At 68.2% G+C, this 21,460-nt stretch carries 20 protein-coding genes, 3 tRNA genes and 1 pseudogene; 14 read left to right on the forward strand and 10 right to left on the reverse strand.

The genetic code is table 11. The features are described 5' to 3' along the window. Positions 1 to 12 precede the first annotated feature (12 nt). Positions 13 to 1,377, reverse strand: a complete 1,365-nt coding sequence (locus Q5696_RS14110) for a glycoside hydrolase family 183 protein (protein ID WP_305095296.1) — start codon at positions 1,375 to 1,377, stop codon at positions 13 to 15. Between the two features lie 459 nt (positions 1,378 to 1,836). Here Q5696_RS14110 and gdhA point away from each other — a divergent pair, with 459 nt between their 5' ends. Then, a complete protein-coding gene (gene gdhA, locus Q5696_RS14115; protein WP_305091954.1) occupies positions 1,837 to 3,180 on the forward strand; it encodes an NADP-specific glutamate dehydrogenase in 1,344 nt (447 codons plus the stop codon). Between the two features lie 67 nt (positions 3,181 to 3,247). On the opposite strand, the gene Q5696_RS14120 is transcribed toward gdhA, so the two are convergent. From Q5696_RS14120 to Q5696_RS14130, 3 genes are read right to left on the reverse strand one after another with little or no spacing between them, the layout of a single operon-like run. Then, on the reverse strand, positions 3,248 to 3,460 hold the full coding sequence (locus tag Q5696_RS14120; protein WP_305095297.1) for a hypothetical protein: 213 nt from the start codon (positions 3,458 to 3,460) through the stop codon (positions 3,248 to 3,250). 14 nt (positions 3,461 to 3,474) lie between these two features. Then, the gene (locus Q5696_RS14125; protein WP_305091955.1) at positions 3,475 to 4,659 is read right to left on the reverse strand and encodes a fatty acid desaturase family protein; all 1,185 of its coding nucleotides are present in this window, start codon (positions 4,657 to 4,659) and stop codon (positions 3,475 to 3,477) included. Positions 4,660 to 4,693: 34 nt separating this feature from the next. Continuing rightward, the gene (locus Q5696_RS14130) at positions 4,694 to 5,779 is read right to left on the reverse strand and encodes a ferredoxin reductase (RefSeq protein ID WP_305091956.1); all 1,086 of its coding nucleotides are present in this window, start codon (positions 5,777 to 5,779) and stop codon (positions 4,694 to 4,696) included. Between the two features lie 152 nt (positions 5,780 to 5,931). Between Q5696_RS14130 and Q5696_RS14135 the strand changes: the two genes are divergently transcribed. Beyond that, complete coding sequence (locus Q5696_RS14135) at positions 5,932 to 6,558, forward strand: TetR family transcriptional regulator (protein WP_305091957.1); 627 nt, start codon at positions 5,932 to 5,934, stop codon at positions 6,556 to 6,558. Between the two features lie 266 nt (positions 6,559 to 6,824). On the opposite strand, the gene Q5696_RS14140 is transcribed toward Q5696_RS14135, so the two are convergent. Then, the gene (locus Q5696_RS14140) at positions 6,825 to 7,790 is read right to left on the reverse strand and encodes an alpha/beta fold hydrolase (RefSeq protein ID WP_305091958.1); all 966 of its coding nucleotides are present in this window, start codon (positions 7,788 to 7,790) and stop codon (positions 6,825 to 6,827) included. After that, a complete protein-coding gene (locus tag Q5696_RS14145; RefSeq protein WP_305091959.1) occupies positions 7,763 to 8,521 on the reverse strand; it encodes a MerR family transcriptional regulator in 759 nt (252 codons plus the stop codon). Before Q5696_RS14145 ends, Q5696_RS14140 begins: the two co-directional genes overlap by 28 nt. 84 nt (positions 8,522 to 8,605) lie before the next feature. Between Q5696_RS14145 and Q5696_RS14150 the strand changes: the two genes are divergently transcribed. After that, positions 8,606 to 9,451, forward strand: a complete 846-nt coding sequence (locus tag Q5696_RS14150) for an alpha/beta fold hydrolase (RefSeq protein WP_305091960.1) — start codon at positions 8,606 to 8,608, stop codon at positions 9,449 to 9,451. A gap of 7 nt (positions 9,452 to 9,458) precedes the next feature. Here the strand turns inward: Q5696_RS14150 and Q5696_RS14155 are convergent, their stop codons facing one another. Further along, positions 9,459 to 10,028, reverse strand: coding sequence for a TetR/AcrR family transcriptional regulator (locus tag Q5696_RS14155; RefSeq protein ID WP_305091961.1), 570 nt, complete (start codon positions 10,026 to 10,028; stop codon positions 9,459 to 9,461). Between the two features lie 91 nt (positions 10,029 to 10,119). Between Q5696_RS14155 and Q5696_RS14160 the strand changes: the two genes are divergently transcribed. After that, positions 10,120 to 10,947 carry an acyl-CoA thioesterase gene (locus tag Q5696_RS14160; protein WP_305091962.1) on the forward strand — a complete coding sequence of 276 codons (828 nt, stop codon included), beginning with the start codon at positions 10,120 to 10,122 and terminating at the stop codon, positions 10,945 to 10,947. 28 nt (positions 10,948 to 10,975) lie between these two features. On the opposite strand, the gene Q5696_RS14165 is transcribed toward Q5696_RS14160, so the two are convergent. Further along, complete coding sequence (locus tag Q5696_RS14165; RefSeq protein ID WP_305091963.1) at positions 10,976 to 12,331, reverse strand: MFS transporter; 1,356 nt, start codon at positions 12,329 to 12,331, stop codon at positions 10,976 to 10,978. A 103-nt stretch (positions 12,332 to 12,434) separates the two neighbouring features. Between Q5696_RS14165 and Q5696_RS14170 the strand changes: the two genes are divergently transcribed. From Q5696_RS14170 to Q5696_RS14205, 8 genes and pseudogenes are all read left to right on the forward strand, one after another. Beyond that, complete coding sequence (locus tag Q5696_RS14170; protein ID WP_305091964.1) at positions 12,435 to 12,977, forward strand: PadR family transcriptional regulator; 543 nt, start codon at positions 12,435 to 12,437, stop codon at positions 12,975 to 12,977. A 14-nt stretch (positions 12,978 to 12,991) separates the two neighbouring features. Next, positions 12,992 to 15,013, forward strand: coding sequence for an NADPH-dependent 2,4-dienoyl-CoA reductase (locus Q5696_RS14175; protein WP_305091965.1), 2,022 nt, complete (start codon positions 12,992 to 12,994; stop codon positions 15,011 to 15,013). A 37-nt stretch (positions 15,014 to 15,050) separates the two neighbouring features. Beyond that, the gene (gene cmrA, locus Q5696_RS14180) at positions 15,051 to 15,854 is read left to right on the forward strand and encodes a mycolate reductase (RefSeq protein WP_305091966.1); all 804 of its coding nucleotides are present in this window, start codon (positions 15,051 to 15,053) and stop codon (positions 15,852 to 15,854) included. A 125-nt stretch (positions 15,855 to 15,979) separates the two neighbouring features. Beyond that, positions 15,980 to 16,934: pseudogene (locus Q5696_RS14185) on the forward strand (diaminopimelate decarboxylase family protein). Positions 16,935 to 17,016: 82 nt separating this feature from the next. Further along, the gene (locus Q5696_RS14190; protein ID WP_305091967.1) at positions 17,017 to 18,135 is read left to right on the forward strand and encodes an NDMA-dependent alcohol dehydrogenase; all 1,119 of its coding nucleotides are present in this window, start codon (positions 17,017 to 17,019) and stop codon (positions 18,133 to 18,135) included. A gap of 23 nt (positions 18,136 to 18,158) precedes the next feature. After that, positions 18,159 to 18,758, forward strand: a complete 600-nt coding sequence (orn, locus tag Q5696_RS14195) for an oligoribonuclease (protein ID WP_305091968.1) — start codon at positions 18,159 to 18,161, stop codon at positions 18,756 to 18,758. A gap of 84 nt (positions 18,759 to 18,842) precedes the next feature. Continuing rightward, positions 18,843 to 18,915: transfer RNA gene (locus tag Q5696_RS14200), tRNA-His, on the forward strand. Positions 18,916 to 19,264: 349 nt separating this feature from the next. Continuing rightward, positions 19,265 to 19,408: a hypothetical protein gene (locus Q5696_RS14205; RefSeq protein WP_305091969.1), complete on the forward strand. Its 144-nt coding sequence runs from the start codon at positions 19,265 to 19,267 to the stop codon at positions 19,406 to 19,408. Positions 19,409 to 19,480: 72 nt separating this feature from the next. On the opposite strand, the gene Q5696_RS14210 is transcribed toward Q5696_RS14205, so the two are convergent. Both Q5696_RS14210 and Q5696_RS14215 read right to left on the reverse strand, forming a co-directional pair. Beyond that, positions 19,481 to 19,702, reverse strand: a complete 222-nt coding sequence (locus Q5696_RS14210) for a hypothetical protein (RefSeq protein ID WP_305091970.1) — start codon at positions 19,700 to 19,702, stop codon at positions 19,481 to 19,483. A 52-nt stretch (positions 19,703 to 19,754) separates the two neighbouring features. After that, positions 19,755 to 20,894 carry a L,D-transpeptidase gene (locus Q5696_RS14215; protein WP_305095298.1) on the reverse strand — a complete coding sequence of 380 codons (1,140 nt, stop codon included), beginning with the start codon at positions 20,892 to 20,894 and terminating at the stop codon, positions 19,755 to 19,757. A gap of 353 nt (positions 20,895 to 21,247) precedes the next feature. Between Q5696_RS14215 and Q5696_RS14220 the strand changes: the two genes are divergently transcribed. Continuing rightward, positions 21,248 to 21,320 (forward strand) — tRNA-Lys (locus Q5696_RS14220). A gap of 40 nt (positions 21,321 to 21,360) precedes the next feature. Beyond that, a tRNA-Lys gene (locus Q5696_RS14225) sits at positions 21,361 to 21,433 on the forward strand. Positions 21,434 to 21,460 lie beyond the last annotated feature (27 nt).

Genomic DNA, 21,460 nt, shown 5'->3' on the forward strand with positions numbered 1-21,460 from the left:
GCTGTCGCCGAACTACTTCTGCGGATCGAGCTGCAGGATCTCACCCTGTTCCGGGGTTTCGACACGCAGCAGCTGCTGTTCGCCGGTGGTGCCGGGGTCCGGGCGGTCGGCGGTGTCCGTCGACGTCATCCTCATGCCGCTGAGGTCGGTGCGCATGTAGATGACGTTGTAGCGGTCCCATGTGGTGAGCACGAAGTACAGGTCCTTGCCCTGCGACCACGGGTGCATCAGTCCGCCGTACAGCGACGGCAGCGTCACCGAGCTGATGAGCGTCTGCTTGCCGCTCCACGGGCCGGTCAGCGAATCGGCCTGACGCATCACCAGACCACTCACATCGGTGTACATCGCAATGTACTTGCCGAGATAGTCGTTCCACTGCACCGACAGCTCGCTGACCTGGCCCTTGATCACGGGCTTCGCGGCATCGATGTCGGACGACCACTGCGATCCGGTCCAGTACTCGTACTGGGTCAGGTCCGTCATGCCGGCCGAGGTCGCCGGAACCCGGGCCAGACGGGCCTCACCCGAGCGGCCCGACGGGGTACCGAACTCGTAGACGAAGCCGTCGCCGCGATCCGGAACGAACGCGCTCATCTGCCAGTTCTTGTTGGCCGAGGCCAGGGCGGGAATCCCCGGGACGTCGACGCCGTCGAACACGCCCTCACGGTTGAGTCGCACCGTCTGCGGCAGCGTCTTCCACGTGTCGCCGTTGTCCGAGGACTCCGCGAGACCCGAATAGTTCGTCGTCCACTCGCCCGGGGTGTCCCACGACCGCACCGACATCCAGCGCACGTACTGTTTGCCGTCGACCGCGACACCACCGGTGGGGATGACGGTGAACTCGGGGAAGCTACCGGGATTCTGGCCCAGCAGCCCCTGGATCACCTGTCGGGAGAAGTTCTGCGGCGTCTCCGCGAGCGGCGAATCGTCCAGTCGCATGCCGTCGCTCAGCGTCGTGTCGCTGCTGCGGAACAGGACGTTGCTGCGCCACTGGTCGCCGGGCTCGTCGCAGTCGCCGACGGTGTCACCGAACGCCATGAGCACCTGACCGGATCCGTTGTCCCACATGATGCCCAGATCGGTGCCGGCGACGCTGAAACGATCGATCGTCTTGTTCGGGCTGCCCGGCCCGGTGACCATCTCGACGGCCTTGGTCCTGCCGGACAGGACCGGCAGCGCACCGTCGGGCGATCCGGTGATCCACGGCAGCGAGTTGGCGAGCGACCCCGTGGCACTGCCGAGGCTTCCCGAACCCAGACTGCCCATCAGACTGCCGGTCAGCCCGGAACTGCCGAGACTCCCCGAGCTGCCACCGCTGCCCGAGCTGCCGTTGACCTGACCGCACGGACCACCGACCGCACTCGCCGGCGTCGCCATCGCCACCGACAGTCCGACCGTCACCGCCGTCGCCGACACCGCGGCCGCCCACCTCCGCGCGCCTGCATTCCACTTGCCTGTCACCGACCGAGTCCTCCCAACCGTGCGAAGGGAAGACAGTGCGCGCACGGCAACCCGGCCGACGTTTCCCCGAAATGATCATCGAACCCAGATCGAACCACGGACCGCCGACACCTAGGGGTGTTACGCGCCGGAAACACGATTTCGTCGACGTTCGGCCCCCTTCGAACGGTCCCTGATCGGTACAGATGCGACATTTCCGCCAACCGGTAGCCGTCGAACTCACTCGTCGGTACGCTGATCTTCGCAAGCGTGTAACACGATGTTTACACGTGGCTAATCTCACTTTCCCCTGGTAACCGTCGAAACCACCACCCCCTCCGGCCTAGGCTGTGACGGCAAGGTTTCAAACTTCTCACGGAAATCAGGTAGGTGAACGTGTCTGTACGCGACCGCGTCGAGGAGATTTATCAGCAGGTCCTCCTCCGCAATGCTGGCGAGCCCGAATTCCACCAGGCGGTCGCCGAGGTCTTCGAGTCGCTCACTGTCGTGCTCGATCGCCACCCCAACTACGCCGACGGCGCTCTGATCGAGCGACTGTGCGAGCCGGAGCGGCAGATCATCTTCCGGGTTCCGTGGCAGGACGACAACGGAAACATCCACGTCAACCGTGGTTTCCGGGTGCAGTACAACAGCGTGCTCGGCCCCTACAAGGGTGGCCTGCGCTTCCATCCGAGCGTCAACCTCGGCATCGTGAAGTTCCTCGGCTTCGAACAGATCTTCAAGAACTCCCTCACCGGTCTGCCCATCGGCGGCGGCAAGGGCGGCTCGGACTTCGACCCCAAGGGTCGTTCCGAGGCCGAGATCATGCGTTTCTGCCAGTCGTTCATGACCGAACTGCACCGCCACATCGGCGAGTACACCGACGTGCCGGCCGGTGACATCGGTGTCGGCGGCCGCGAGATCGGCTACCTGTTCGGCCAGTACAAGCGGCTCACCAACTCGTACGAGTCGGGCGTCCTCACCGGCAAGGGCCTCACCTGGGGCGGCTCGATGGTCCGCAAGGAAGCCACCGGTTACGGTGCCGCCTACTTCGTCGCCGAGATGCTCGCCGCCAAGGGCGACTCCATCGAGGGCAAGAAGGCCGTCGTGTCCGGCTCGGGCAACGTCGCCATCTACGCGATCGAGAAGATCCGCCAGCTCGGTGGCACCGCCATCGCGTGCTCCGACTCCTCGGGCTACATCGTCGACCGCAACGGTCTCGACGTCGAGCTGCTCAAGGAGATCAAGGAGGTCCGTCGCGGACGCATCTGCGAGTACGTCGACGAGCGCACCGACGCCGAGTTCTTCCCCGGCGGCACCATCTGGAACGTTCCGTGTGACATCGCGCTGCCGTGTGCCACGCAGAACGAGCTCGACGACGTCGCCGCGAAGACCCTGGTGAACCACGGCGTCAAGGCTGTCGCCGAGGGCGCCAACATGCCCACCACCCCCGGCGGTATCACGGTGTTCCGCGAGGCCGGTGTCGCGTTCGCTCCCGGCAAGGCCGCCAACGCCGGTGGCGTCGCCACCTCCGCGCTGGAGATGCAGCAGAACGCGTCGCGCGACTCCTGGAGCTTCTCCTACACCGACGAGCGGCTGTCGAAGATCATGCGCGACATCCACCACCGCTGCTCCACCACGGCCGAGGAGTACGGCAAGCCGGGCGACTACGTCCTGGGCGCCAACATCGCCGGCTTCGTGAAGGTGGCCGACGCAATGTTCGCCATGGGCGTCATCTGATCGACCCACATACGGGATCGGGCCCGGCACCTGTCACAGGTGCCGGGCCCGATTTCTTTGCCCCGGTTCAGTTTTCGTCGGGCGCCTGTCGTTCCCGATCTTCGCGGGCCTTCTGGGCGGCCTCGCGCATCTCGATCCCGTCGGTGATCCAGTCACCCACTTCCCGGGTGACGTCCCGGACGGCCCCGGCGATGATCACGGCGATCCTGCCGACGTGTGTGGCCGCGGACTCGGTGAGCTCCTGCACCGTGTCCTTGCCGCGTTCGAACTTCCCCACCATGTTCGATGTGCCTCTCATGCAGCGGTTTTCCGATGCTCGACGATAACACCGCGGGCCGCGGGACGGCCGGTGAGCGCGGGCGGCAGTGCGAGCCGGAAGATCTTGGCCCACACCGTGCCGATCTGCCGGAAGAAGCCGCCGGTGTTGTAGGGCAGGTCGTAGCGTTCGCACAGTTCACGCACCCGCGGCGCCATCTCCGGGTAGCGGTGGGCCGGGATGTCCGGGAACAGGTGGTGCTCGATCTGGTGCGACAGGTTGCCCGACATGATGTGGAACAGCGGGCTTCCGGTGATGTTCGCGCTGCCGAGCATCTGCCGCAGGTACCACTGGCCGCGCGTCTCGTCGGCGGTCTCGTCCTCGGTGAAACTCTGTACGCCGGACGGGAAGTGGCCGCAGAAGATGATCGAGTACGCCCACACGTTGCGGACCACGTTGGCCGTCGCGTTCCCGAGCAGTGTCGAGACGAACAGCGGGCCGGTGAGTGCCGGGAACAGCACGTAGTCCTTGAGCACCTGACGGCCGGCCTTGCGCCACCAGCCCCGCACGAGCGGTTCGACGTCCGACCATCTGCGCTTGCCCTGGATCACGTTCTCGGCCTCGAGGTCGTGCAGCATCACGCCCCACTCGAACAGGAACATCAGCGCGGTCGCATACAGCGGATTTCCCAGATAGTAGGGGTTCCAGCGCTGCGCCTCGTCCATCCGCAGGATGCCGTACCCGATGTCACGATCACGGCCGACGATGTTCGTGTAGGTGTGGTGCAGGTAGTTGTGCGAGTGCTTCCACTGATCCGCCGGGCACACGGTGTCCCACTCGAACACCCGCGAGTTCAGGCCGGGCTCACGCATCCAGTCGTACTGGCCGTGCATGACGTTGTGCCCGATCTCCATGTTGTCGAGGATCTTCGAGATCGACAGTGCCCCCACTCCCGCCAACCAGAACGGCGGCAGGAATCCCAGGTACATCAGGCCGCGGCCGGCGACCTCGAAACTGCGCTGCGCCTTGATGATCCGATAGATGTACTCGCGGTCTGCGGCACCGAGGTCGGCGACGACCTCGTCACGCAGCGCGTCGAGTTCGCGGCCGAGTGCCTCGACGTCGTCGTAACCGATGACGGTCACCTGCGGATCCTCGTCGCGATGCCCGCGGCGAAGGAACCCGGGTATCGACAGGAACCCGGGCAGACTGATTCCGAACATGGGTTTCTCCTCTGATCGTGGTGGGCCGGTGGGGTCAGACGTCGATCTCGACGTCGCCGACCGGCGCCGAGATGCACAGCTGGATCGGCTGGTCCGGGTCGTCGTGGGTGTCGCCGGTGCGGATGTCGCGGGTGCGTCCGGATCGTTTGACGGCGGTGCACGAGAAGCAGATCCCCATCCGGCAGCCGTGCTCGGGCCGCAGGCCCGCCGCCTCGGCCTGCTCGAGCAGACTCGCCCCGGTGTTCTCCGCCGTCACCCCGCTGCGGGCGAACGAGATCGTGCCGTCTGCGGTGCCGATCGGTGCGAGTGCCGCAGTCGTGAACATTTCGGTGTGCATGCGTGCACCGAATTGGCCGGCGTCGAGCAGGTCGGCGACGGCGTCGACGAGCGTGCCCGGCCCGCACACGAACACCTCGGAGTCCGCCCCCAGCCAGGGTGCCGCGTCGTCGAGGTGCTCACGCGCCAGACGCCCCTCGACCGATGTCTCGACGACACGGACGGCGATGTTCGCCCGCTCCCGCGCGAGTGCGTGCAGTTCGCCGAGGACGGGGACGTCACCGAGGGCGCGGGTGTAGTGCAGGAACGCGACCCGGCCGTCGAACTCTTCGTCGGCGAGGGTGCGCAGCATCGACAGCACCGGGGTGATGCCGCTGCCGCCGCTGATCAGGACGATCCGGCGGGGACGCGACCGGGGAAGAACGAATTCTCCTGCCGCCGTGGACAGGTCGACCACGTCACCCTCGGTCGCATGACGGACGAGATGTTGCGAGACCAGCCCGTCGCGGTGTCCGCGAACGATCAGCGTGACCCTGTCGCCGCTGCCGCGTTCGGGGTCGGTCGGCGAGTAGCAGCGGGTGTGCCGCACCCCGTCGATCACGATGCCGACCTGCACGAACTGCCCGGCTCGCGCCCCGCGCCACTGCCGCGTCGGCCGCAGCTCGAGCACGACGGAATCCGGCGTCGGACGTTCCACCCGTTCGACGCGTGCCCGCGTCTCGCGGGCCGTGACCATCGGATCGAGCAACTCGAGGTAGCGGTCCACCGCGTGCGGCGTCGCGAGCGCTTCCAGCAGGGACAGCAGCGGCCGACGCCTCGGTCGCTGCAGGGAACTCTCCGTCATGAGCATCTCCTCACGAGAGTTTTTCAGTGCACACTCGTACACTGATTAGTGTGAACGGGAGTACCCCACATCTGTCAACGGCGACCGGACGTGACGCCGGTCACCCGACGATCGGTTCGGGCGGCCGCGGCGCGCTGCCTACACTCGACGCCGTGACCGACCCGGTGGAGACCCGCGCGCAGCGCAAGGAACGCACGCGGCAGGCCCTGCTGGAGCACGCTCTCGAACTGCACGCCGACCGCAGTTTCGCGAGCGTGAGCCTGCGGGAGGTCGCCCGCGCGGCCGGCCTCGTGCCCACCGCCTTCTACCGACACTTCGCGTCGATGGAGGAGCTGGGTGTCGTGTTGGCCGAGGACAGCATGCGGGTCCTGCGCCGGATGTTGCGGGACGCCCGCCGGTCGCCCGGCCCGACGACCGCCCGTACCTCCCTCGACGTCCTGGCCCGTCAGGTGCGTGCCCACGAGGCGGAGTTCCGGTTCGTCGCACGGGAACGGTACGGCGGCGTCCCCGAGGTGCGGCGCGCCATCGCGACCGAACTGCGTCTGTTCGTCAGCGAACTCACCGTCGACCTCGGCCGGACACCGGCCCTGGCCGACTGGGACGTCGAGGATCTCGAGATGGCGGCCGATCTGATCGTCCAGGCGATGCTCGCCGCCGTCGTCGACCTCCTCGAAGTCGACCGCCCCGGATCCTCCGGTGAGCGTGCCGTGCTCGATCGTGCCGGGAAGCAACTGCGTCTGATCGGGTTGGGCATCGGCGCCTGGGATCCCGCGCGGTAGACGTGCCGCTCTCCCCCCAGAAGTCGCTCTTCGTGTAGCCGGTCCGCAGCGAGAATCCCAGGCCGCGCAGTTCCGCCGCCTCGCGGGCGTGCCTGAACTCGTCGGTGCAGACGAGCGCACGGTCACGGGACGGCCCGCTACCGGACAGGTCGCTCTCGAGTTCCACATCGGACGCCTCGACATCGAGCCGCCGGTTCGTGGTGACGAGTTCGTAGTCCGACGCGATCGGGGACTCGACGGGGTCGGGATCGCAATCGTCCGGGCCGTCAGGGGCCGGTGGCGAGAAAGTTCTCGATGTCGACGGCGATCCGGTCCGGTTGTTCACCGTTGATCGCGTGCGATGCCCCGGGGTAGACCGTCACGGTGCCGTGGCGCAGGGTGTCGCGGGCGGTCCGGGCGGCGGCGTCGCTGTCGTGCATCGGTGAGTCGCCGGCGAGGATCACCAGGACGGGCATCTGCAGGTCCCGGAGCCGGTCCGGCTCGATCCGGCCGGGTTGCGGCAGTGCCGTGGTGTACGTGGACATTCCGGCCTCGATCATCCGGGCGACCGGGGTGTCCTCGACGGGCGCGCCGCCGGCGGTCCAGCTGTTGAAGCTGTCCCGCCACGATCTCGGGAACCAGCTCACGCTCGCCGGCAGCGACCTCAGCACCAGTTCCGCGGAGAGCCCGGCGAAGGTCTGCACCGGCTCGATCAGGATCAGGCTCGCCACCTTCCCGGGTTCGTGGACGGCCAGGTTGGCAGCGGTCCAGCCTCCGATCGAGAGCCCCAGCACGTGGAATCCCGGTTCGGGCAGTACCGACAGGACCTCGTGCAGCCAGCGCGCCTGGTCGGTGGGGGTGTCGATCGGGCGGTCCTGCACGCTCATGCCCGGTTCCCCCAACAGATCGAGGGCGTACACCGGACGCTGGGCGAGCAGTGCGGGCATGTTGTCGGCGAATACAGCTGCTCCCGAACGAGTTCCGGGAAGCAGCAGGAACGGTTCCCGTCCGCCGACCTCCTCGGGGCCGGCGTACCGGTACACCCGCACGATCCCGTACCCGGTCCGCACGTCCAGCACCTGTTCCGGCTCGGGCATCTCCCGCATCGCGTCGTCGTACGCTGCCAGATAGCGGTCCTTGTCGCCGGCCGAGTCGAAATGCCCCACCGGTGTGGTGTCCCGCAGGAAGAACCAGGCCAGGGCCACGGCGGCGATCACGACGGCAGTTACTTCCGCTGTACGACGCGTAGACATCGGTCCAGGAACTCCTTTGTCTTCCGATGCAGGACAAGATCTTCTGCCGGCCATTCGTGATCGGTGTCCGCCGTCTCGCGGTACAGGTCACCGGTTCCGTCGGGCGGGCCTGCGAGCGCATGCTCCACTGTCGCCTGCCATTCCCGGCCGAGGCGTCGGCCCGAGGGAGTATCGGCCGGCACCCCGTTCTCCACCAGCAACAGCGCCTGGACCGCGGCAGCCTTCCACCCGAAGTACGTGGTGATCACCCGCTCGACGCCGGCCTCGGGCAGCGCGGGTGCCGCCGTGTCGGCGCGTTCCACCCCCGGATGACGCAGCAGGGTGCGGTCGAGGCTCATGGTGGCGGCCACGACACCCGCGGGCACGCGGGCCTCCGGATGTTCCCGCAGCACCTGCGTCACCGCGGCCAGCACGATCCGCTGGCACCGCAGCCGCAGTTCCGCGAGTTCGAGCAGCCGTACCTGTTCCTCGTACGTCTCGATCAGCGGCAGCCCGGCCTGCCGGTCGAGCGCCACACCGACCTCGTCGAGTCGTAGTCCCGCACCGGTGAGCAACTGGATCATGCGGAGCCGCTCCAGGTGTTCCGGACCGTAGCGGCGGCGACCGCTGTCGTCGCGGTCCGCGACCAACAGCCCGATCCGGTCGTAGTACTGCAGCGTGCGCACCGTGGTCCCGCACCTGCGCGCGGCGTCACCCACGACGATCCGTTCCACCTCGTCCCGACCGGCCATGACACCGAGCCTGGCACATGACGTCACGTCACCTGCAACTCTCGAATCCTTCCCGCCGCCGACCGGTTCCGTTACCGTGGCGCCATGACTGACGATTCACGGAACGATCGAATCCGATTGGGCGAATGGGAATTCGACGTCGTCGTCGCCGGTCGCGACGACGGTGTTCCGATCGTTCTGCTGCACGGTTTCCCGGAGAGCGCCGCGTCGTGGCGCCCGGTCACGCCGCGTCTCGTCGATGCCGGGTTGCGTGTCCTGGCACCGAATCAGCGCGGCTACTCCCCCGGTGCCCGGCCGTCGCGTGTCGAGGACTACCGGATCGGGGAACTCGTCGGTGACGTCGTCGGACTGCTGGATGCCTACGGTCTGGAATCGGCGCATCTGGTCGGGCACGACTGGGGTGCCGCGGTCGCGTGGCACGTCGCCGGTCTCCGGCCGGAGCGGGTACGCAGCCTGACGGCGGTCTCGGTTCCGCACACCGCCGCATTCGGCTGGGCACTGCGCGAGGACGCCGACCAGCAGCGCCGCTCCGGTTACATCGGCCTGCTCCGACAGGAAGGAAAGGCGGAAGAGGTTCTCCTCGAGGACGATTCGCGACGCCTGCGGGCGATGTTCGGCGACGGGCCCGATCCGGCGCTCGTCGACGAACATGTGCGACTGCTGTCGCAGCCGGGTGCATTGACGGCGGCGACGAACTGGTACCGGGCCATGACCCGCGAGTTCGGGGAGCTCGCGCCGGTACGGGTGCCGACCACCTACGTGTGGAGCACCGCGGACCCGGCGCTCGGGCCGGCGGCGGCGCAGCGGTGCGGCGAATTCGTCGACGCCCCCTACCGTTATGTCGTCCTCGACGGCGCGAGTCACTGGATTCCCGAGGAGCGTCCGGACGCACTGGCCGACGCGATCCTCGCGCGCGTCGCGCAGGCGTGAGCGGACGTCACGCGCCGAGCAGCACCTCGAGTTCGTCGACGACGGCGTCGAGCGGCGCCGACGTGCGCTGCGCCTGCGCCATCACCAGTGCCCCCTCGAGCGCCCCGACCACGAGTACCGCCAGTGTCGTGGACCGGGCCACCGGGATGCCGTCGTCGACGAGCGAATCGGCGATCGCCCCACACCACCGTGTGAACGTCTCGCCCGCGACGTCCCGCGCCGCCGGTTCGGTGCCGAGTGCCGCGGCGGCGATCGGGCAGCCGGCCGCGTAGTCGGTGGCCTCGAGTCCGCGGCGCCACAGGTCGACGAGTTCACGCAGCGCGGAAACGGTGTCACCGGAGCCGAGGACTCGGGTGATGCCGCGGCCGAGGTAGTCCGCCGCGGATCGGGTGGCCTCCTCCACCAGTTGCGCCTTGCCCCGGGGAAAGTGGTGGTAGACCGAGCCACGAGGAGCGCCGCTGTGGGCCAGCACGTCGGAGAACGCCGTGGCCGCGACGCCCCGCTCCCGCATCAGCGCGACCGCGGCGTCGATCATCGCGGCCCGGGGGCCGCCGGTGGGGTCCTGTCGCCTCGCCATATCGTCTCCTCCTCGATCGCACCGTGGTTGCCCAGCACTTCTATGTATGTTGTCATACCTGGAACCGGTTCATCACCTGTCAGGAGTCGCCGTGACCCAGACCGTCACTTCCACACATCCGTTCGACGACGCCGTCGAACTCGCCGCCGAGGCCGCCGCACCCGGCATGTTCCGGGGCCACACCTCGGCCGCCTACGCGAACATGGTGGGCCCGTTCGGCGGCATCACCGCCGCCACTCTGCTGCGGGCGGTGCTGCGACATCCGGAACGGCTCGGTGATCCGCTGTCGCTGACGGTCAACTTCGCCGGGCCGATCGCCGACGGCGAATTCGAGGTCGTCGCGCGGCCCACCCGCACCAACCGGTCGACGCAGCACTGGAGCATCGAACTGACCCAGGACGGTGTCGTCGCCACCACCGCCACCGCAGTGTTCGGCATTCGACGCGACACCTGGTCGTCCACCGAGATCGGCGCCCCCACCGCCCCGCCGGCCACCGACGTCGCCGCCACCGAGTTCCCCGACTTCATCGCCTGGGCCCGCAACTACGAGCTGCGGTTCGTCGAGGGCGCCGTGCCCGACCCGGACTCCGGTGAACAGGACACGTCGACCAGCACGCTGTGGGTGCGCGACACCCCACCGCGACCGCTGGACTTCCCGTCCCTGACCGCACTGTGCGACGTCTTCTATCCGCGCGCCTTCCTGCGGCTGGGCCGCTACCTGCCGGCCGGGACCGTGTCGCTCACCGTGTACTTCCACGCCGACGCGGCCCTGCTCGCGGCCCAGGCCGACGACGCCGTCCTCGCCACCGCCCGCGCGCAGCGGTTCGGCGGCGGCTACTTCGACCAGTCCGGGGAGATCTGGGGCACCGGCGGCGTCCTGCTCGCCACGACGCACCAGCTGGTGTACTTCAAGGCCTGACCCCGTTGTGGCCGAATGTCACACGCGTTCAGTCCGACTGAACCGATGTGACATTCGGCCCGACCGCAGGCTCGGTATCGGGGGCGCGCACCGCGAGCAGGGCGGCGAGGCCGCCGGCGAGGACGACGAGGAGTCCGACGATGCCGGCGCGGTCGGCGCCGAACCACCAGGCGAAGAACCCGAACAGGGTGGGGGCGAGGAACGAGACGGCGCGGCCGGTGGTGGCGTACAGCCCGAACAGCTGGCCTTCGCGGCCGGGTGGGGTGAGGCGGGCGAGGAAGGTGCGCGACGACGACTGTGCGGGGCCGACGAACAGGCACAGCAGCAGTCCGAAGATCCAGAACATGGTGGGGCCGGACACGGCGAGCAGGGCCACCCCGACGATCAGCATGGACGTCAGCGACACCACGATGACGGTTTTGGGGCCGGCACGGTCGTCGAAGCGTCCGGCGACGATGGCGCCGAGCGCGGCGACGACGTTGGCGGCGATGCCGAACAGGAGGACGTCGTCGGCGGCGAGTCCGTAGACGGTGACGGCGAGGACGGCCCCGAAGGTGAACACCCCGGCGAGTCCGTCGCGGAACAGGGCGCTGGCGACGAGGAAGCCGACGGTGCGCCGGTCCTGGTTCCACAGGTCGCGGACGTCGCGCCACAACACCCGGTAGGAGTCGAGGAATCCGGCTTTCGCGGCGCCCGGATCGGCTGCGGTGCGCGGGGCCTCGGGGACGGCGACGAGGACGGGGATCGCGAACACCGCGAGCCATGTCGCCGCGAGCAGTGCGACCAGGCGGATGTTCAGGCCTCCGTCGGTGGTGACACCGAGCAGTCCGCGGGTGTCGCCGTCACCGGCGATGAACCCGAGATAGCAGATCAGCAGCAGCGCGATACCGCCGAAATAGCCCATGGCCCAGCCGAACCCGGACACGCGTCCGATGGTCTCCGGGGTCGACACCTGTCGCAGCATCGCGTTGTAGGGGACGGCGGCGAGTTCGAAGATCACCGACGCGAAACCGAGCAGCACCAGTCCGAGCCACAGATAGTGGTAGTCGTCGACGACGAAGAACATGCCGGCCATGGCGGCGACGGTGAGGAACGTGAGGACCGCGAGGGAGCGTTTGCGCCGGCCGGTGGCGTCGAATCGTTGCCCGCTCACGGGGGCGAGGACCGCGATGAAGAACCCGGCGATGCCGAGGGACCAGCCGAGCCACGTGCTCGCCGAGATCGAGCCGGGCAGGTCGTCGCCGACGGCGTCGGTCAGGTAGACCGAGAACACGAAGGTGAGGACGACGGCGTTGAAGGCGGCGCCGCCCCAGTCCCACAGCCCCCATGCCGCGACCTGACGACGCGTCGCCGCCTGCCCGATTCCCGCCTCTCCGGTGACCATGGCGGGAGCGTATCCGGACGGCGCGATGGAGTCGCGGCGACGACCCACCGGTCGGTATATACACCCCGTTGCATACTCACCGTGTTGCATACAGAATGGCGGTGTGGCCCTCGAACACGCGATCCTCGTGTCCCTGTCCGAACAGAACGGTTCGGGATACGAACTCGCGCGCCGGTTCGACCGGTCGATCGGGTTCTTCTGGAGCGCCACCCACCAGCAGATCTACCGCGTACTCAAGCGGATGGACGACGCCGGATGGGTCGTGGGCGAGACCGTGGCACAGGACGGCCGCCCCGACAAGACCGTGTACCGGGCATCGAGCGCCGGACGAGCCGAACTGGCCCGCTGGATCGCCGAACCCACCGAACCCGGACATCTGCGCAACGAGCTCGCCGTGAAGATCCGCGGCGCGTCGTACGGCGACCCGGCGGCCCTGCTCGCGGAGGTGCGCCGGCACCGCGACGATCACGCCGCCCGCCTCGAGCTGTACCACCGCATCGAGGCACACGACTTTCCCGCGTCCCGCCGACGCACCGGCCGCACCCTGCACCAGTACCTCGTCCTGCGCGGCGGCATCCGCGTCGAGGAGGGGTTCGTCGCATGGTGCGACGAGGTACTGACCGCCCTGAACCCTTCCGACGACTGACGAAAGAGCCGCCGATGACCCCGTCGTTCCCGCACCTGCTGTCCCCGCTCGACGTCGGACCCGTGACGCTGCGCAACCGCGTCGTCATGGGCTCGATGCACACCGGGCTCGAGGACCGCGCGAGAAACACCCGCCGCCTGGCCGCGTTCTACGCCGAACGGGCCCGTGGCGGTGTCGGACTGATCGTCACCGGCGGCTACGCCCCCAACCGGACGGGGTGGCTGCTGCCGTTCGGCGCCAAACTCACCAACCGGTTCGAGGCGCGCCGGCACCGTGCGATCACGGCGGCCGTGCACGACGCGGGTGGGCGGATCGCCCTGCAGATCCTGCACGCGGGCCGCTACAGCTATCAGCCGCTGAGCGTGAGTGCGTCGTCGATCAAGGCGCCCATCAACCCGTTCCGGCCGCGGCGACTCACCGCGCGCGGCGTGCGATGGCAGCTCCGCAACTTCGTGCGCTGCGCGACGCTCGCACAGTCCGCGGGATACGACGGCGTCGAGATCATGGGTGGTGAAGGCTATTTCATCAACCAGTTCCTGTGCGAGCGCACCAACCGGCGTCGCGACGAGTGGGGTGGCACCCCCGAGAAGCGGCGCCGCCTCGCCGTCGAGATCGTCCGCCGCACCCGCGCCGCGGTGGGCCCGGATTTCCTGATCCTGTTCCGGCTGTCGATGGCCGATCTCGTCGAGGGCGGGCAGACCTGGGACGAGATCGTCGCGCTCGCACAGGAGATCGAAACCGCGGGCGCGAACGTGATCAACACCGACATCGGCTGGCACGAGTCCCGGGTGCCGACCATCGTCACGTCGGTGCCGCGGGCCGCGTTCGTCGACGTCACCGAGAAGCTCGCGAAGCACGTGAGCATCCCGGTGGTGGCGTCGAACCGGATCAACATGCCCGAGGTGGCCGAGGAGATTCTGGAACGCGGCGCCGCGCAACTGATCTCGATGGCCCGGCCGATGCTGGCCGACCCGGACTGGGTACGCAAGGCCGAGGCCGGCAACTCCGACGAGATCAACACGTGCATCGCGTGCAATCAGGCGTGCCTCGACCATGCGTTCGCGAACGAGCACGTGTCGTGCCTGCTCAATCCGCGGGCCGGACGCGAAACCGAGCTGACCCTGCTGCCGACACGCCGGAAGAAGCGGGTCGCGGTGGTCGGGGCCGGGCCGGCCGGACTGGCCGCGGCCCTGAACCTGGCCGAACGCGGGCACGCCGTCACCCTGTTCGAGGCCCGCGACGACATCGGCGGCCAGTTCGCGATCGCCCGCCGCATCCCCGGCAAGGAGGAGTTCGCCGAAACCGTCCGCTACTACCGGCGTCGCCTCGACCGCACCGGCGTGGACCTGCGTCTCGGAACCCGCATCACCGCACCGGAACTGCTCGATTCCCGGTTCGCCGAGGTGGTCGTCGCGACCGGCGTCACCCCACGGATCCCGGACATCCCCGGGATCGACCATCCGTCGGTGCTGTCGTACGCCGACGTGGTGCGCGACGGTGCCCCGGTCGGGCGTCGGGTCGCGGTGATCGGGGCGGGCGGGATCGGGGTCGACGTCAGCGAATTCCTCACCCACGACCACTCCCCCACGCTCGATCTCGCGGCGTGGAAACGGGAGTGGGGCGTCACCGACCCCGAGGCTGCACCGGGCGCACTCACCACGCCGCAGCCGGCCCCGTCCCCGCGGGAAGTGTTCCTGCTGCAACGCAGTCCCGGACGGATCGGCGCCGGACTCGCGAAAACCACCGGATGGGTGCACCGGGCGACCCTGAAAGCCAAAGGTGTCCAGGAGATTTCCGGGGTCACCTACGACCGTGTCGACGATGCGGGCCTGCACATCACCGTCGACGGCAGATCGCGTCTCCTCGCGGTGGACACCGTCGTGGTCTGCGCGGGGCAGGAATCGGTGCGCGACCTGGTCGACGAGCTGACGGTCGCGGGGATGCCCACCCACGTGATCGGCGGCGCCGACGTCGCCGCGGAACTCGATGCGAAACGGGCCATCGAGCAGGGCACCCGGCTGGCCGCCCGGATCTGACCGCGGCGCACGGGGCGACCCGCTACGCTGGCCTGTCGTGAGCCTGCCGTATCCCCGCCCTGACGCCCGCGCCGTCGTGACCGGCGCCTCCTCCGGCATCGGGGAGGCCCTCGCCGCCGAACTGGCCGCGCGAGGGCATTCCCTGATCCTCGTCGCCCGCCGAGGCGACGTCATGGAGACCACTGCCACCGAACTGCGCAGCAGGTACGGCGTCGAGGTCGAGGTCCGCGCCGTGGACCTGTCCGACCGCGACGGCCGTGCCCCGCTGGTCGCGGAGCTGGCGGAGCGGGAGATCTCGATCCTGTGCAACAACGCCGGCATCGCGACGTTCGGTCCGGTCGCCGAGCTCGATCCGGGCTACGAGCGTGACCAGGTGGAGCTCAACGCGGTCGCCGTCCACGACCTGACCCTCGCGGTGCTGCCGGGGATGCTCGAACGCAAGTCCGGCGCGATCCTCATGGTCGGCTCGGCGGCCGGCAACATGCCGATCCCCAACAACGCCACCTACGCGGCGACGAAGGCATTCGTCAACACGTTCTCGGAATCGTTGCGCGGCGAGCTCAAGGGCAGCGGCGTGCACGTCACCCTCCTCGCCCCCGGCCCGGTCCGCACCGAGATCCCCGACCCCGCCGAGGCGTCGATCGTCGACAGGCTGGTCCCCGACTTCCTGTGGATTTCCAGCGAATACGTCGCGAAGGTGTCGCTCGACGCCCTCGCCGAGAACAAGATGCGGATCGTGCCCGGCATCCTCAGCAAGGGCATGTCGATGGCCGGCCAGTACAGTCCCCGCGCCGTCATCGCCCCCATCGTCGGCACGTTCTACAAGAAGCTCGGCGGCTGACCGCTTCCGCGTCAACCACGCGTCAGATCCGGCCGGGACGGCGTCAAGTAGTCGTCAAGACCCGGACCCGGCGCCGGGCACCGGCGTACTCCTGAAGGGGAACCCCCACTTCCAGGAGTACGCCGGTGACTCTGCTCGACATCTTTCCGTCCCTCCGCGCCGCGATGACGCCGCGCCTCGACCCGGCGCTGTGGCCGGCCACCACCGGCCACGACGCCGTCGGTCGCATCACCGTCGGCGGTGTCGCCCTCGACGACGTCGCCGACCGGTTCGGCACCCCGACGGGTGCTCGTGCACGCCGAACCCGGAAGCGACATCGCGGCCACGGCGCGTCTCGTGCTCGATCGACCGGATCTCGATCCGGTCGGACTGCACTGCCGGCTCGGGTCCCGGATCACCGACAGCCGGGTCTTCGGCACCGCGATCGTCGACCTGATCGGGCAGATGGAACAGGTCCGCCGCGACCACGGCATCGTCCTCACCCAACTCGATCTCGGCGGCGGGCACGCCGTCCCGGAGTACCCGGGTGGCCCGCAACTCGACCTCGCCGCCCTCGCCCGGGACATCGCCGACGCCCTCGACGAGGCGTGCGCCCGCAACCGGTTTCCGCGCCCCACGATCGTCCTCGAACCCGGACGCGGGATCGTCGCCCGCGCCGGCGTCACCCTCTACCGGGTGGTGTCGACGGAGACGGACGCCGACGGCATCCGGAGCGTCACCGTCGACGGCGGCTCGGGCGACTGCCCGTGGGACGCCGCGAACGACGGCCGCCGTGACATCGCAGTCGCCAACCGGCATCCGGTTGCCGCCGGAGTTCCGACGACGGTGCGGGGCCGGCACGGAGGCTCCGACCGCACCCTGGCCCGTGGGGTGCTGCTGCCCGGCGATCTGCATCCCGGGGATGTGCTCGCGATGCCGTGCACCGGCGCCTACCACCACAGCCTCGCGTCCCCGTACGGCGGTGTCGGGCGGCCACCGGTCGTTGCGGTCCGGGGCGGCACTGCCCGCGAACTGGTCCGCAGGGAGACGGTCGCCGACCTGTTGTCCCGGGAGGTCGATGCCCGACCCGTGTTCCGTTGAGTGAGATCACAGTCACATTTACGGACACTCCGGACGAATAGTGATGCGGAGCACATTGTTTCGTTTCGTCAGGAGGACACCCGTGAAGACCCGCGCCGCCGTGATCACCGACGCCCCCGGCACCTACAAGGTCGTCGACCTCGAACTCGAGGGCCCCCGCCAGAACGAGATCACCGTCGAGATGGTCGCGTCCGGCCTGTGCCACTCCGACGATCACATCGCCAAGGGCGACCACGGCGTCGGCCGCTACCCCATCTGCGGTGGCCACGAGGGCGCCGGCATCGTCGTCGAGGTGGGCCCGCACACCCTCGGCTGGGAGGTCGGCGACCACGTCGTGTTCTCGTTCCTCGCCGGCTGCGGACGCTGCCGCTGGTGCGCCAAGGGCCTGCAGAACCTGTGCGACCGCGGCGCCGCCATCATGACCGGCGGACGCCCCGACGATCCGAACAGCTACCGCCTCTCCCTCGACGGCGCACCCGTCGCGCAGACCTGTGGACTCGGCACGTTCAGCGAGTACACCACCGTCAGCATCGATTCCGCGGTGAAGGTGGACAAGGACCTGCCGCTCGACAAGTTGTGTCTCCTGGGCTGCGGCGTCGGCACCGGCTGGGGCGCGGCGGTCAACTCCGCACAGGTGTATCCGGGCCACACCGTCATCGTCATGGGTGTCGGCGGCATCGGCATCAACGCCGTGCAGGGTGCCGCGCACGCCGGCGCGGCGCACGTCATCGCCGTCGACCCCGTCGAGTTCAAGCGCACCACCGCCCTCGAACTCGGCGCCACCCACGCGGTCGCCACGATGGAGGAGGCCACCGACATCGCCCGCTCGTTCACCAACGGGCAGGGCGCCGACTCGGCGATCGTCACCGTCGGCGTCACCACCGGTGAGCATGTCGCGCAGGCATTCTCCTCGATCCGCAAGGCAGGCACGTGTGTCGTGACCGGCCTCGGGAAGATGGAGGACGTGGGACTGCCGATCAGCCTGCTCGAGCTGACCCTGTACCAGAAGCGCCTCCAGGGCTCACTGTTCGGCGCATCCGCTCCGAGCGCCGACATCCCGTGGATGATCGAGCTGTACCGCAGCGGCAAGCTCGATCTCGACCGGCTCGTCACCACCACCTACTCGCTCGACGACATCGCCCAGGGGTTCGTCGACATGCACGACGGCAAGAACATCCGCGGCGTCGTCCTGTTCGACTGACGACCTGACTACTGTTGTTCCCCGTGCAGGACAAATTGGTATGGATCGATTGTGAAATGACGGGGCTGCAGCTCGGGTCGGACAAGCTCATCGAGATCGCCGCACTGGTGACCGACAGCGACCTGAACATCCTCGGTGAGGGCGTGGACATCGTCATCCACGCCGACGACGCCGCGCTCGCCGCGATGCCCGACGTCGTCACCGAGATGCACGCCCGCTCCGGGCTCACCGAGGAGGTGCGGGCGTCGACGGTGACCCTCGCCGAGGCCGAGCAGCAGGTGCTCGCCTACATCCGGCAGCACGTGCCCGTCGCCGGGACCGTGCCCCTGGCCGGTAACTCGATCGCCACCGACCGGGGCTTCATCGCCCGTGACATGCCCGAACTGGATGCGTACCTGCACTACCGGATGATCGACGTCAGCTCCATCAAGGAACTGTGCCGACGCTGGTACCCGCGCATCTACTTCGGCCAGCCGGAGAAGGGTCTCGCCCACCGGGCGCTCGCCGACATCAGGGAGTCGATCCGCGAACTGAAGTACTACCGGCAGACCGCGTTCGTCGCCGACCCCGGCCCCTCGACCAACGACATCGCCACCGTCGTGAAGGACCTGGGACCCGCCTGACCAGCGGATTGGCCCTTTCGACGATCTTCAGGCTAGTATTTGACTCGCTGAAGCAACCGGCCCCGGCCGGGAGCAGATGCGATGGTGACTGTAGTTCAGTTGGTAGAGCACCAGGTTGTGATCCTGGCTGTCGCGGGTTCGAGTCCCGTCAGTCACCCCGAACAAACGCCCTCCGGCATTGCCGGAGGGCGTTTGTCGTTTCCCGCCGGCACGCCTCTCCCCTCTCACCTCTCCCGCGCTTTGCGCACTCGTCGAGACCGGAAGGGCCGACCGGCCGTGCCCAGGGCGCGAAAAGCGAGATAACACAGAAGCGTGTGCCAGATCACACTTCTGGCACCCGGTGCCATCCCAAACTGCCCTGAACAGGAAAAACCTCGCCAAGTCCCACTCAGCGGGACTGTCAATTAACTGTTTGTTCATCCCAAATCTACTGTGACGCGCAGCATCCACCGATGCGCGGCATGACATGTGTCACTGCCGAACGCTTTTCACGACAGGAGACTTCCATGGGTTCTATCGACGCCGACAGCATGGCCCAGCTCGGCAAGATTCAGCCGGTCATCGCAGCATCGGGTGGCGCCCTCGTCGGCATCGGCTCGATCCTCGGCCTGGTCCTGGCGATCAGCAAGTTCGCTGCCCCCGCCGCCTGACCTGAGGCACGCACGAAGAAGGCCCGCTCCGTACGGAGCGGGCCTTCTTCGTGTCGTCGTACCGGGAGGGGCTCAGTCGAACAGTGTCGGCGCTTCACCGGAATCGTCGACGGCCGGCGCGGCAGGGCGGCCCGGCTCGGCCTTGCGGACGACGGTCAGCGTCGTGGTGCGACGCGACAACCGGTGTCCGTCCGCGTGTTCGAGCAGTGCCATGCCGTGTCGCACCTCGAGGACCGTCCACGGCCCGGCATGCCCGGCTGCCTGAACGAGATCTCCGACTGTCACCGCTTCCACGTTGTGCTCCCGTTCATCCGGTCGATTCGGTCACGTCCAGGGTAGTCGCCCGTCACGCGTTCCCGGCGCTCCAGGTCTCCCACGGAATGTTCCAGTCGCCGAGACCGTCCGTGCCGGACAGTGTGCCGCCGACGGTGTTCTTCACGACGACGATGTCGCCACGCTTGGTGTTGTCGAAGATCCACTTGGCATTCGACGGACTCAGGTTGAGGCATCCGTGACTGGTGTTGGTGTTGCCCTGCTCGGCGATCGACCACGGTGCCGAGTGGAAGAAGATGCCGCTGTACGACATTCGTGTCGCCCAGTCGACGGGGGTGCGGTAGCCGTCGGACGAGGTGATCGGCACTCCGTAGGTGGACGAGTCCATGATCATGTGGTCGAAGCGGTCGCCGATGATGTAGACGCCGTTGTCGGTGGGCGTCGAGTTCTTGCCCATCGAGGTGGGCATGGTCTTGACGGTCCTGCCGGACACGTCGACGGTCACCTGCTTGGTGTCGTCGTCGACCTCGATGATCACGGCGTCGCCGATCGTGAACGACGAGTGCACGTCCTCCTGCCCGAACAGCTCCTTGCCGAGGTTGCGGCCGTACGCCTTCACGTCGACGGTGACGGTGGTGCCGGGCGCCCAGTAGTTCTGGGGCCGCCAGCGCACCTCACGGTTGTTGAGCCAGTAGAACGCTCCGTCGACGGGCGGGTTCGTGGTGATCTCGATGGCGGCTTCGGCGGCCTTGCGGTCGGGGATGTTCTCGTCGAACTGGACGGCGACGGGCTGGCCGATGCCGACGACGCTGCCGTCCCACGGCATGACGTACGGCTTGGTGAGGTTGCCGGGCGCGCTCGTGGTGAACGTCGTGTTGGTGGTGACGGCACCGCCGAGTCCGTGTGCCTCGGCCGCCAGCGTGTAGGTGCGGTTGTAGCCGAGCGGCTCGGTGGTGGTCCACGTCGATCCGTCGGGGGTCATCGTCCCGGCCACGATCTTGCCCTCGGGGTTGCGCAGGGTCACCTCCGTCAGCCGGCCGTCGACGACACCGACGGTGACCGGATCGCCCGGCGACGCGCCCACCGCGCCGTCGGCGACGGACGTCGTCAGCTTGGGCTGGACGAGTGCGACGAGCGGGTTCGAGTCGATCGGCTCCCCCGACGTGGACGCTCCGGCCGCTCCCGTGGAGATGGTGCAGCCGGTGACGAGCATCACCGCCCCCAGCGTGGCCGCCCCCACCACGAAGGCCTTCGGTAGTCGCTCGAGGATCGCGCCACGCCCGCTCCGCCGTCGGACATCACCCCTGATATTCATGAAAACCCCACTTCACACCACAAGAACCACTTCGACATGCCACAGGGCGAACCCCGACAATTACCCCGCGCCACTGCATGATGCCAGGTTTGTCCGACATCCCCGCCCGACGTGCCGGACCGATGAATAACGGTCGAATACCAATCGCCACCTGCGACGGAACGGTTACAGCACCATGGATTTGCTTTCGCTCGAAGCCGTCCGCTAATGTTCTCCTCGCACCGAGCGAGGGACACCTCGTGACGAGCAATGCGCCTATAGCTCAGTTGGTAGAGCAAGTGACTCTTAATCACTGGGTCCGGGGTTCGAGTCCCTGTGGGCGCACGCTAGTTCACTAGCAGCCGGTTCGCCGGCGTATGGGCATGCGCCTATAGCTCAGTTGGTAGAGCAAGTGACTCTTAATCACTGGGTCCGGGGTTCGAGTCCCTGTGGGCGCACCGAGAAGGCCCCCGCACGCATCGCGT

The sequence above is a fragment of the Prescottella sp. R16 genome (assembly GCF_030656875.1).
Lineage (GTDB): Bacteria > Actinomycetota > Actinomycetes > Mycobacteriales > Mycobacteriaceae > Prescottella.